Annotated in this window: 12 protein-coding genes; 6 read left to right on the top strand and 6 right to left on the bottom strand. The window is 43.3% G+C overall.

Annotated features, from left to right (window positions below):
- Window positions 1-572 precede the first annotated feature (572 nt).
- From AAA942_RS01510 to AAA942_RS01500, 3 genes are all read left to right on the top strand, one after another.
- The gene (locus tag AAA942_RS01510) at window positions 573-1,070 is read left to right on the top strand and encodes a hypothetical protein (protein WP_338218456.1); all 498 of its coding nucleotides are present in this window, start codon (window positions 573-575) and stop codon (window positions 1,068-1,070) included.
- A 167-nt stretch (window positions 1,071-1,237) separates the two neighbouring features.
- Window positions 1,238-2,341, top strand: coding sequence for an alanine racemase (locus AAA942_RS01505; RefSeq protein WP_338218455.1), 1,104 nt, complete (start codon window positions 1,238-1,240; stop codon window positions 2,339-2,341).
- A gap of 86 nt (window positions 2,342-2,427) precedes the next feature.
- Entirely contained in the window at window positions 2,428-2,826 is a 399-nt protein-coding gene (locus AAA942_RS01500) for a hypothetical protein (protein ID WP_338218454.1), read from the top strand.
- A gap of 47 nt (window positions 2,827-2,873) precedes the next feature.
- Here AAA942_RS01500 and AAA942_RS01495 read toward each other — a convergent pair whose 3' ends face one another.
- Genes AAA942_RS01495 through AAA942_RS01485 form a run of 3 tightly spaced genes read right to left on the bottom strand, consistent with a single transcriptional unit; the run spans window position 2,874 to window position 5,382 of the window.
- Window positions 2,874-3,869, bottom strand: a complete 996-nt coding sequence (locus tag AAA942_RS01495; protein ID WP_338218452.1) for an MlaD family protein — start codon at window positions 3,867-3,869, stop codon at window positions 2,874-2,876.
- Window positions 3,866-4,612: an ABC transporter ATP-binding protein gene (locus AAA942_RS01490; protein WP_338218451.1), complete on the bottom strand. Its 747-nt coding sequence runs from the start codon at window positions 4,610-4,612 to the stop codon at window positions 3,866-3,868. Before AAA942_RS01490 ends, AAA942_RS01495 begins: the two co-directional genes overlap by 4 nt.
- 5 nt (window positions 4,613-4,617) lie before the next feature.
- On the bottom strand, window positions 4,618-5,382 hold the full coding sequence (locus AAA942_RS01485; protein ID WP_338218450.1) for an MlaE family ABC transporter permease: 765 nt from the start codon (window positions 5,380-5,382) through the stop codon (window positions 4,618-4,620).
- 96 nt (window positions 5,383-5,478) lie between these two features.
- Here AAA942_RS01485 and AAA942_RS01480 point away from each other — a divergent pair, with 96 nt between their 5' ends.
- Both AAA942_RS01480 and AAA942_RS01475 read left to right on the top strand, forming a co-directional pair.
- Complete coding sequence (locus tag AAA942_RS01480; protein ID WP_338218449.1) at window positions 5,479-6,297, top strand: peptidylprolyl isomerase; 819 nt, start codon at window positions 5,479-5,481, stop codon at window positions 6,295-6,297.
- 247 nt (window positions 6,298-6,544) lie between these two features.
- Window positions 6,545-6,859: a hypothetical protein gene (locus tag AAA942_RS01475; RefSeq protein ID WP_338218448.1), complete on the top strand. Its 315-nt coding sequence runs from the start codon at window positions 6,545-6,547 to the stop codon at window positions 6,857-6,859.
- A 36-nt stretch (window positions 6,860-6,895) separates the two neighbouring features.
- Here the strand turns inward: AAA942_RS01475 and AAA942_RS01470 are convergent, their stop codons facing one another.
- From AAA942_RS01470 to AAA942_RS01460, 3 genes are all read right to left on the bottom strand, one after another.
- Window positions 6,896-8,275, bottom strand: a complete 1,380-nt coding sequence (locus AAA942_RS01470) for an MATE family efflux transporter (protein WP_338218447.1) — start codon at window positions 8,273-8,275, stop codon at window positions 6,896-6,898.
- 141 nt (window positions 8,276-8,416) lie between these two features.
- Window positions 8,417-10,105 (bottom strand): AMP-binding protein, encoded by a 1,689-nt coding sequence (locus tag AAA942_RS01465; RefSeq protein WP_338218446.1) that lies wholly within the window; start codon window positions 10,103-10,105, stop codon window positions 8,417-8,419.
- Window positions 10,106-10,179: 74 nt separating this feature from the next.
- A complete protein-coding gene (locus tag AAA942_RS01460; protein ID WP_338218445.1) occupies window positions 10,180-11,337 on the bottom strand; it encodes an acyl-CoA dehydrogenase family protein in 1,158 nt (385 codons plus the stop codon).
- Between the two features lie 144 nt (window positions 11,338-11,481).
- Between AAA942_RS01460 and AAA942_RS01455 the strand changes: the two genes are divergently transcribed.
- Window positions 11,482-12,444: a phosphotransferase gene (locus AAA942_RS01455; RefSeq protein ID WP_338218444.1), complete on the top strand. Its 963-nt coding sequence runs from the start codon at window positions 11,482-11,484 to the stop codon at window positions 12,442-12,444.
- Window position 12,445: the final 1 nt, after the last annotated feature.

The raw sequence follows: 12,445 nt of genomic DNA, 5'->3' as shown, positions 1-12,445 counted from the left end.
AAAACCTTGCCAAAAAACCATTCATCATCCTGATCGAGCCGATCCTGAAAAGAAGGATAAACGGACATATATTTTGGAATAAAAAAAGAATTTGGTGAATCCGTCGATCACAATAAAAAAGGAAAGGATTTTGGCCAAAAAGAAAAAATTTATTGCATTTGGAATTTTGAAGAAAATCTTGATTAAGGAGAAAAGAATCCCCGAAATAATCCAAAAAAAAACGCAATTCAGAAAATTGCGCTTTTTTAGTCAGGTATGAAATCATACCTAACCGGGTGATAAACCAACTTTTACCATTATTTTTTTACTCTCATCCATCTTCTGATCATCTCGGTCAATAGCAAAGAACCGAAGATCAGAATTAAGGCTAATTCCATTAATTATGATTAATTATTAACATTTCGGTAATATTAAGTTCATGTTTGTATAATATCCAAAAAATGTATGTTAAGTTTTTCTTGGTCCGAAAAAACTTAACACTAAACTCCTCGTTTTTAAATTTATTATCATCATCTTAACTTGGATATAGCTTATAGAATTTACATTTTTATCAGACACAAACTTTTACACTTATGATCGATCAATTATTAAAAATGGCTGATGGTCCCTTGCAGGACCTACTTTCCCAGTCAGGAATGAACAGTTCGCCTGGAGCGGCTAGTGCAATTGAGGACACTTTCGGGTCTCTTTTGAAAAATAAAACCCAATCCGGAGATCTTTCACCTATCAAGGAAATGTTTTCTGGAAATGACACAGACCCTCAGAGTCCTGTCATTCAAAATCTCGCCGGAGACTTATCCTCAGGGCTGATGGACAAGCTTGGGATTTCCAGCGAGCAGGCTATGAGTTTGGCTAAAACAGCTTTGCCGCTGCTTATGAATTTCTTCAACCAAAGAATAAATGAAGCCCCTCAGGCTAATGAGGACATCATGAATTCCGTCGTCAAAGCCCTAAAAGGTGGTCCAGGTTCCGGAGGTGCCGATATTCTTGGATCTCTACTCGGAGGTGGAAAAGGCGGGGGAATGGATCTCGGCGGATTGATGAATATGGGAAAAGGGCTTTTCAAATAGAAGGCAATCTACAAGCAAGTTCCACTAACTCACAAATAAACCGAAACCGAATATTGGCAGGATAATCAGTGGTCTTGTTACCGGTTTCGGTTTTCTTTTCTTGAAGCCGTATTTGTTTTTGAAAAAACCACCTTTTGGCTTTAATATTAAATTTCAACCCAAGCCCCATGTCCTATTTAGACCAAATCTCTTCCCCTACTTTACTTATCGACGAAAAAATCACCCGGGCCAACATCAAAAGAATGGCTGATAAGGCAGCTGCAAAAGGGAAAAGGCTAGTACCGCATTGGAAAACTGCTCAATCACATGAAATAGGCAATTGGGCAAAAGACTATGGGATCAGTGAAGTCACCGCCTCCTCCATCAAGCTCGCCGAATACCTTTGCGGCCAAGGTTGGGATACTATTCATATTGCCTTTCCGTTTAATATTCGGGAGGTAAAAAAGCTGGATAAATTGGCTGAGGGCCAAGCGCTTTCAGTCCAAATCGTCAATCCCATCACCGCTCAGAAACTAGCTGATCAACTTACCAATCAGGTCGGATTTTTTATAGAAATCGACGCTGGGTATGGAAGAACGGGAGTACATGTATCTGATTTTGGCACTATTGAGGAAATCCTGAGGATTGCAAAGTCCGGCGATAAGCTGAAATTTCGGGGATTTTATCTCCACCCGGGCCATACTTATTACACGCCTGACAAGCAGAAAATTTATAGGCAAAGCATAGATGCACTGATAATGCTCAAAACCAAATACCTCAGCGAATTTCCTGACTTGGTCACCCGACTGGGAGATACTCCGGGTTGTTCAGTCATGGAGGAATTTGGAGATGTGGATGAACTTGGGCCGGGGAATTTTGTCTTTTTTGACCTCATGCAAGCGGAACTGGGTAGCTGCTCCAAGGAAGATATCGCTGTGTGTTTAGCTGTGCCTGTGGTGGATATTAATCGGGAAAGAGGGGAAATATTGGTTCATGGAGGTGGAGTGCATCTCGCCAAAGATGTCTTATTGGATTCTTCAGGCAATAAAAATTTTGGAGAAGTGGTCTCAGTTCATGAAAAGGGATGGTCCCTTTTGCCTGAACGGTCTTACCTGAAAGGTATTTCCCAAGAACACGGGATCGTAAAGGCATCTTCTACCCTCTTGAATCAGGTTCAGATTGGGGATTTAATAGGAATTTTACCTATCCACTCCTGCATGACTGCCGATTGCATGGGAGGCTATCTGAGCTTGGATGGCAAATGGATTGACCATGCGGAAGGCTGCCAATAATTCTTTGATTTTGGCTAATATGAACACTGACATCATTACTTCTGGATTGTAATTCTTATTTTAGAATCTCTTTAAAAGTTTTAACTATGAAAAATTTAAAAACTCTCTTCCTCTTACTTTTCCTTTTCGGAGTAGTAATCTCAGCTCAAGCTCAGGTTCCAAAAATCCCCAATGTAGGTGGAGCTGACCTCTCCAAGCAGGTTCTTGGCATCTTAGATAATACCTCAGGTCTTAATCTGACCGGTGATCAAACCACCAAGCTCAAAGCCAACAACAAGTCCTTTGTGGACCAATTGTTCAAAATCACCGGTGGATCCGGATCGGATGATCAGAAAAAAGCGAGTATTCTAGACTTGAAAAATAAGCGCATGGGATTCCTTACCAATCTTTTGGGAAGTGGATTGGCCGATAAATACCTGGGCAGCGTCCTCAAAGGGATCAACCCACTCAAATCCAAACTTGGGCTGGCGGCCTTAGCCTTCTAGCCCTAACCAAATCAAAAACTCCGGGCACAACCCGGAGTTTTTTTTGATTAATTGGATTTCTCTTTGGCCTTCTCGACCTTTTTTTGGGCCTTTTCCTGCTTTTTGAAATATTTTCTGAACAGAAAATTGGACCGCATCGCCTCCATATTGGTATTGAAGCTCTCCGTACTCTGCTCCAGATTGATCATGGTCTGAATCAAAGTTTCCCGGAATAGAGAATCCTTCATCAACATTCCGACCGTCCCCTGCCCCTCTTGCACATCTTTGAGGAGAAGTCTGACTTGCTGTAGGGCCTCATTAGCTTCATGGGTGGTAGATTCCATTTGCGTGAGTGTACGTTCAACACTTTCAGTCAGTAAGGAATCTGAAATCAATGCAGAGGTCAATCCATCTCCACTTTCAATCTCCTGCAATAGTTCTTTTCCTACCTTTGCCATTTCAGCGGCATTGCTTCCGGCCTGAGTAAATGATCGAACGGCATTCTTCACCTCGGAAATTAAGAGAGAATCAGAAATGAATTTCCAAAGCACCTCATTCTCATTGAGTTTGTCAGTAATTTCAGATAGGTTCATCAAGGTTCTTTCCAAATAATCACCCGAATCATTGAGCTTTTTGAGCATATCTTCTGTGCCCACCTGATCCAAAGGATAGAGGACTACCCCTTCCGCAATTGGATTTCCGTGACCTTCCTGAGGATGGATATGAATGATTTTGTTTCCCATCAGTCCATCCGTGTTGATCGTCGTTTGGGAATTGTCAAGAATATAGGGAGCCATGGTTTTCTTAATCAACAGCCGGACTCGAATCAGCTCGGGATCCTGCATTTCGATATCCGCCACGGTACCTACGTTCATTCCTTTGTAGCGAACATTATTGCCCGGTAAGAGGCCATTTACATCTTTGAGCTCCACGTAGACATTCATGGATGCGCCGAGAATATTCTGATTTCTTCCGATCATGTAGAGGGAAAAAACCAAAAACAACAGCCCGGCAATGACGATTATTCCCAATTTGGTGTTGTCTATTTTTTTATCGCTTTTCATAGTCCTTCAAAGAAATCCCTGACTTTGGGATCGGTGTGTTTCAATAGATTTTCAAATTGATCTTCCGCATAATTTTTCCCATCAATCAGCATGATGATCCGGTTTCCTGTCTTTTTGATACAATTCATATCATGGGATATGATAATGGCCGCCGTATTGTATTTGGCCTGTATACTGTTCATCAACTCGCTGATTTCTCTGGCCGTAATGGGATCAAGACCGGTAGTAGGCTCATCGTAGAGAATGATTTTAGGCTTGAGAATCAGCGTCCTAGCTAAGGCAATCCGCTTTCTCATCCCTCCGGAAAGCTCCGCAGGCATCATATCAATCGTATGGGCTAGTCCCACATCCTCCAAAGCTTCTTTTACAGCAGTTTCTGCATTAGCTGCCCGTTCTTCTTTGGACCAGTGTCTTCTGAGAGGAAACATCAGATTTTGCCTGACTGTCATCGAATCATAGAGCGCATTGCTTTGGAAGAGAAAACCCACATCTGCACGGAGCATGTCCATTTCATCCTGATCCAATTCGCTGATATCCTGATCTAATACAATTATTCCCCCGGAGTCCGGTTCAATGAGCCGAATGATGCACTTGATCAATACAGATTTACCTGAGCCGGATTTTCCAAGAATCACTAAATTTTCCGCTTCAAAAAGAGAAAGAGAAAAGTCCCGGAGAACATGATTTTCCCCAAAGGATTTATTGAGATCTTTTACTTCAATTATAGCTTTTTCCTTCTCCATAGGACTCATGTCAATCCCAATACATCAGCAATCTGCACCGCAATCAAATCCAGAATAAATACCATCAAAGAAGCTACGATCACGGCAGTGGTAGCTGATCTTCCTACTCCTTCTGTACCCTTTTGGGAAGTATATCCCTTGTAGCAACCCACAATACCTATGGCAAATCCAAAGAAGATCGTCTTGACCATAGCCGGGATAAAATCTCCATAAATGAGCACCTTATACGCCTGATACCAAAACAAAGACCAAGAAACATCCCCTTTCAGATTGGCTCCCAAATACCCACCATAGAGGGAAATCGCTATAGCTAAGCTAGACAGAATGGGGACCATCACCGTGGAAGCTAAAACCCGGGTCACCACAAGGTACTTGAATGGATTGGTACCGGAGACTTCCATCGCGTCTATCTGCTCAGTCACCCGCATGGATCCCAACTCCGCCCCTATGCCAGAGCCGATTTTACCCGCACAGATCAAAGCTGTAATGACAGGAGCAATCTCCCTGACCAAGGACACAGAAACCATCGAGGGCAAGAGGGATTCTGCCCCAAACTCCACCAAAGTAGGTCTCGACTGAATCGTCAGTACCAAACCCATGATAAAAGCGGTGATTCCTACCAGCGTAAATGTTTTGTAACCAATCCAGTAGCATTGGTTAATAAATTCCTCCCATTCCTGCTTAGGCTTGGAAACTTCCTTGAAGAATCGGGCTGTAAATCGTGCGATTTCTCCTACCTCTTTGAAAAAAGCATTTTCCTTGTTTGCCACGCCAATTCGCTTTTTAGATCTAAGACAAGTTGGCTAGATTGCCGGAGAATAATCCCAAAGAAGATCACCCAATTCCCTGATATAAATCAGTAAATCATGACCTCAATTCTAAATTTTCTCAGTGGCCTACTAATACTATTGGTACTGGAATTTCAATGGCTACCGATAAATTCTGACCCGATCAAAGTGGAAATGAAGACCAATTACGGTACCATGGTCCTACTCCTTTACGACGAGACTCCCATTCATCGGGACAACTTTATCAAACTGGTCAATGAAGGGATTTATGACAGCTTACTCTTTCATCGGGTTATCGAAGGATTCATGATCCAGACAGGTGATACCCAAAGTAAAAGTGCGGATTCTACAGCCCGATTGGGCAGTTCGGACCTACCCTACACGCTCCCGGCGGAAATCAGACCGGAGTATTTTCACAAGAAAGGGGCTATCGGAGCCGCACGTACCAATAATCCACTAAGAGTCTCCAGCAGTACTCAGTTTTACATTGTCCAGGGAAAAATCCAAAATGACAGCCTTCTTCAGCATAATCAGGGAAGAATCAATCAGTTTTTGTCCAGGCACTATGCAGTCAATGATCCGAAAAACAAACCGCTCTTGGATTCTCTAGAGCAGGCAAGAACTCAGCGTGATTCGCTCCTTGCGATTCAGTTACAGGCAAAATGGAATCAAATCGCAGAGAATTACCAAGATTTTGAAGCCTACCAAATCCCGGACTCTCACCAAGAAATCTACCGCAAACTGGGGGGAAGCCCACATTTGGATCAAAGTTACACGGTATTTGGGGAGGTCATTTCGGGAATGGAAGTAATCGACTCCATCGCATCCGTTCCGACCAATCGACAGGATCGGCCCCTTTCCGAGGTAAGGATCCTTCAGATGAAAATCTTGGATTGATTTCCAAACTTTTTTCTGAATTGGAGTCCGGATTAGAGAAGAAATTTTAATTAATCGAATTTCTTAAAAAACAGAATTTTATTTTTTATTTAAGAAAATTATCTCAATATAATTAAATATTTTCTCTGAAAAATTGATAATAAACAGAATTTTATTTTAAAAATAAGTAAAATTAATTAACCCAGAAGTTCTCTTTTCGTTTGGGTAGTTAGTATTACTAACCAACTATTTCAAACTTAATTAAACCATGAAAATCATCCGAAACGAAATGCTGAAAAAAATGGGCTTCGCTCTTTTGGTTTTGGGAATGAGCTTAGGAACTAGCCAGAATACCTTTGCCAATCAACCCAACAACCAACCCGAATCAGTAGAAATCAAGCTAGAAATTGAGGGATTGGATAAGAAATTCCCCACCATAATCCTGGTTGATAAAGAGCTGAAAGTAAAAGCCGAATTCTATGGAGAAAGAGAAGATATCCAAAAGGAATTTGGAGTCCTACTGGAGAAAACAGAGCTTCTTCTTGAACACAACAATCACAAGATATACCTGATCACCAGATAACAAAAAGCCTTCCTGAGTTCCAGGAAGGCTTTTTTTTCACACCTCCATTTTCTTCCATTTTCCCTGACGGAAAAAGTAATAAGAAACCAAAGCATGGAAAGAATGACAAAATGCGATAGCTATGAATATTCCCAGATATTTCATTCCCATAGGAAAAGCAAGAAAATAAGCCAAAGGAACTTCCATTCCAAGTAGAACGCCGGTATTGATCCAAGCGGGGGTTTTGGTATCTCCTGCCCCATTGAAAGCCTGGGTTAGAACCATTCCAACCGCAAAGAAAACATAGCCCAATGCGATGACCCAAAGCCCTTGGGCTGCAACATCCCTCACCTCGGGAATATCAGTGAAAATGGCCGCCAACTGCTTGCTAAACAGAACATAAATCCCTGTAACTGATGCCATAAAGATCACATTGTATCGGGTAGTCAGCCATACAGCCTGTTCGGCTCGCCTGGGCTTCTTCGCACCCAAATTTTGCCCAACCAAGGTAGCTGCAGCACCCGAAAGTCCCCAGGCTGGCAAAATAGTAAATATCAACACCCGAAATGCGATTGTATAACCTGCCAATGCAGCCGAGCCAAACTCTGCGTTCATCCGGGTTAAGGCTACCCATGAAAGCGAATCAATGAGAAATTGCCCCATCCCGCCCAAGGACAGATCAATGATCTTTCGGATGGTTTCCCACTTCACTTTCAGGTTTTCACGAATGATTTTGAGTCGATGCTTCCCATTAAAAAGATGGTACAATTGATAAACCACTCCGACACTTCTGCCTAAGGTAGTGGCAATCGCTGCTCCATCCAGTCCAAATCCATCCCAACTACCCAGCCCAAAAATAAAAAGGGGGTCCAGCACGATATTCAGCCCATTGGCGATCCAAAGCGAGCGCATCGCATGATGCGCCTGACCTGCTCCCCTGAAGGCTCCGTTGATCAAGAAAAGCAACATGATGGCTGTATTCCCTGCGAAAACAATCCTCGCGTAGTTGGTTCCGGATTTTACTACGGCTTCCTCCGCTCCCATCAGGGTCAATAAATCAGACGCAAAGATCCAGCCTCCTATTCCCAAAAAGACGGAAATCACACCTCCGACAATCAAAAGCTGAAAAGTGGCAGAGCCCGCCTCATGATACTCTTTTTCCCCAAATCGCCTGGATACCAAGGCAGTACCTGCCATACTGATTCCAAATCCAATAGCATAGGTCAATACGATCACAGATTCGGTCAGCCCGACCGTAGCAATGGCAAACTCTCCCAGTTTGGCTACAAAGAAAATATCCACCACTGCAAAGGCCGACTCCATCATCATCTCCAAAATCATGGGTATGGCAAGTATGAAAATTGCTGTGCGAAGGGAAAGACGGGTAAAATCCTGCTCCTTGCCCAAAATCGCGTCTTTAAAAAGCTGCCAGTTCATTCAGTCAAAAATTAAAATAGGATTTAGAGATTTTGTATGATTTGATTTAGAGTGACTTGCTTTTGATCAAAGAGCACAAAGGAAACAAAAAAACCGCGAAAACGCGGTTTTATGAGTTTAGGATTAGGTTAGTTTTTCTGTTTATCCGTTTTCTCCTACTTTTTCGATATGGGCTTCTTTGATTTTCCTGCGGAGGATTTTCCCCACGTTGGACTTAGGCAGCTCATCCGTGAAGTAAACCTCCTTAGGAACTTTGTAATTGGTTAGCGAACCTTTGCAATGAGCAATCACCTTCTCTGCAGTCAAGGAACCGTCTTTTTGAACCACATAGGCCACGACCTTCTCCGTTGACTTAGGGTCAGGCATTCCAATTACCCCTACTTCCAAAACTCCAGGACAAGAAGCTACGGCATCTTCCACTTCATTGGGATATACATTGAAACCTGACACAAGGATCATCTCTTTCTTACGGTCCACGATCTTCACGAAGCCATCCTCATCCATCACCCCGATGTCTCCGGATTTGAACCACTCCCCGTGCATAACATTGGCGGTTTCCTCAGGACGATTCCAATAGCCTTTCATGACCTGAGGTCCTTTGATGAGGATCTCTCCACGCTCTCCGATTGACAAAGGATTGCCCTGATCATCGGCGATCATCACTTCTGTATTGGGAAGTGGCACTCCGATTGTACCGATACGTTCTGTGCCGTCTATAGGATTACAAGTCGCTACAGGGGAAGTTTCGGTCAAACCATATCCTTCTGCAAGCGGTACTCCTGTAATGCTTTTCCACTTTTCCGCTGTAGCCCGCTGCACGGCCATTCCTCCCCCTACTGCAATTTTCAATCCGGAGAAATCCAGACTTTTGAAGGCTTCCTGATTGAGTAGGCCATTGAAAAGCGTATTCACACCGGTAATCACCGTGAAGCGTTTTTTAGCTAAATCACCGATGAATGCTTTCATGTCTCTCGGATTGGTAATCAGTACATTATGAGCACCAATCTTTAGCATGGCAAGACAGTTGACAGTCAAAGCAAAGATGTGATACAAAGGCAAAGCAGTGATAACGATCTCTTCTCTTTCTCTGAGTTGAGGCTTCATCCAAGCGGAAATCTGCTGCATATTGGCGACAATATTTCCATGGGTCAGTTCAGCTCCTTTGGATACACCTGTGGTACCTCCTGTATATTGCAAAAAGGCAGGTTGAGCCAAGGTACAGGTAGCCGGTTTGAAGGTAAATCCTGATCCTTTGGAGATAGCCTGCTTGAAAGTGACTGAGTTTTTCAGGGAAAATGGAGGCACCATTTTCTTCACGTGCTTCACCACCAAGTTGACGATGGTTCCTTTCAGTCCACTAAGCAGATCGCCCAATTCGGTAACGACGACGTGTTTGGCTGAGATTTCATTTTGAATTTTCTCCAGATTGGAGGCAAAATTGGCCACAATTACAATCACATCCGCACCGGAATCATTGAACTGATGCTTCATCTCCGAAGGAGTATAGAGTGGATTGGTATTCACTACGACCATTCCTGCTCTCAAAGCACCAAACATGACTACAGGATACTGAAGGATATTCGGCATCTGAATCGCCACTCGGGAGCCTTTCTCCAGCTTCAGTACTTGGGTGAGGTAATTGGCAAAATTTGCACTCAACTGGTTCAGTTGATCAAAAGTCAGCGTCTTGCCCATACATTCATAGGCTATAGCTGGACCATATTTTTTTACACTTTCTTCAAACAGCTCGGTGACACTGGAATAGGCCTGGTAGTTGACTTCTTTATCCACAGCGGCAGGATATTGCTTAAGCCAAGGGTAATCGCTCATTGGTTTGGGTGGGTTTTGGGTTTTTACGAGGATCAATTACTTAAAAATCCATTGTATCACCAAGTGTTTGAAACTTACTTCAGAATTTTTCTTGCGATGAGTTCTTTCATGATTTCATTGGTGCCCGCATATATTCTTTGGACTCGAGCATCTGCCCAACCTCTGGCCACAGGATATTCCCACATGTAGCCATATCCTCCATGAAGCTGCACACATTCATCGGCCACCTTGCACTGGAGTTCGGTCATGTTGTATTTGGCCGCTGAGGCCATGGCTGAATCCAGCTTGCCTTCATTGTGCAGCTGAACCAGGTAATCGCAATAGATTCTCCCTTGCTCAAGCGCTGCTGTCATTTCAGCCAGTTTAAATCGGGTATTTTGGAAATCAGAAATACTTTTTCCAAAGGCTTTTCTCTGCTTCACATAGTCCAAGGTGGAAATCAGCATAAACTCTCCCAATGCCACTGCAGACAAAGCCACGACCAGCCGTTCTTGGGCAAGCTCAGTCATGAGGTACTTAAAGCCGTCACCTACTTTCCCAAGGAGATTCTCTTTGGGGACTACTACATCTTCAAAAAACAACTCGCAGGTATCCTGAGCATGAAGTCCCACTTTTTCGAAAGGAACTCCCTTGGAAAATCCCTTCATATTCCTGTCTACCAAAAACAAACTGATGCCTTTAGCTCCTTTGGAAGGGTCAGTTTTGGCTGCAACGACCACGACGTCAGAAAGATATCCATTGGTGATAAAGGTCTTGGAGCCGTTGATCAAGTAATGATCTCCCCTATCCTCGGCTGTAGACCGCATGCCCTGAAGATCGGAACCAGCCCCGGGTTCGGTCATGGCCACAGCACCGATGTATTCCCCGGTAATCATTTTGGGTATATACTTCTTCTTGGCTTCCTCAGTCGCATAGTGAAGAATGTAAGGCATCACGATATCACTGTGCAAAGGATAGCCGATGGCTGGACCGGAGCAACCACTCAGTCCAATTTCCTCGATCAAAATGGCATTGTACCGGAAATCCTGAATATTCAATCCTCCGAGTTCCTCAGGGGCCTGCATGCCCAAAAAGCCATTTTCACCAAATTTCAACCAGGATTCCCGGCTGACCATTTTGTCTTTTTCCCACTGGGCATTGTTGGGGACAATTTCTCTGGCGATAAAATCTCTGACACTTTGCCTGAACAGGTCGTGCTCTTCTGTAAAAAGGGATCTGTGTAGTCCGAACATATTTGGGTTTAGTTTTTCTGTTTTCAAAAATAAGATTTTTGTCAAGAGGCATACTTGCCGTTCCTCAGACAATTGCCAAGAAATTGAAGAATTTGCCTCGAAATGAAGCCAAAGCATTTACTTTTGAAACCTTGCAATTGAATTATGATAGAATTATCAGAACATAGTACACCAATAGAGATTCAAGATCTCCGCTTCTGGAAGAGTGGGGAAAAGGTAGAGGAAATCAGTATCGCCGGTCCGGGAAATATGAACTTGGTGCTCAGGATAAAGACCAATCAGCGGTCTGTTATCTTTAAGCAATCCAAACCTTTTGTTAAAAAATTCCCCCAAATACCCGCTCCGATCGATCGAATCCAAGTTGAGCATCTGTTCTATCAAGTCCTGAACGATTCCGGGGCTATGCTAGATTTTGTTCCACAGATCTTGGGCTTTGATCCGGAAAATCACTTGTTGCTCACTGAGGACTTGGGAATCGGCAAAGATTTTTCTGATATCTATTCCGAAGAAAAAAGACTGAGTTTGAATGAAGTGGATCAGCTTGTTCATTTCTTGAATTTGCTTCATGCGCTTCCTGTAAATGACTTTCCAGACAATCTTTCCATGAGAAGGCTTAATCATGAGCATATCTTCAATTTTCCTTTTTTGAAGGAAAATGGTTTCGATCTCGATACCGTTCAGCCCGGACTTCAGAAATTGAGTTTGAAATTCAAGCAGGATCAAAACCTAAAAATGGTCATCGAGGCACTTGGAGAGCGGTATTTGGCTCCCGGAAAAACCCTCCTTCACGGAGACTTTTATCCCGGAAGTTGGCTACAGGTCAATTCTGGAATCAAGGTGATCGATCCTGAATTTGGCTTTTTGGGAGATCGGGAATTCGATTTGGGAGTGTTTTTGGCTCATATGGATATGGGCTTGCAAAGTGAGGAGATACTCAGCAGGATTCTAGAACAATACAAACATCCTTTGGAAAATCTCCTGCTAAATCAATACCGAGGAGTGGAAATCCTTCGGCGCTTGATTGGAATCGCTCAGCTTCCTCTTCGACTGAGTTTGATGCAAAAAGAAGAGCTCTTGAACTTTGGAAAAAAACTGATTTTGTCCTGAA

The sequence above is a fragment of the Algoriphagus sp. oki45 genome, from assembly GCF_036245605.1.
Classification (GTDB): Bacteria; Bacteroidota; Bacteroidia; order Cytophagales; family Cyclobacteriaceae; genus Algoriphagus.
Note: the sequence above shows the minus strand (reverse complement) of the source record. Positions and strands in the feature narration are given on the sequence as shown.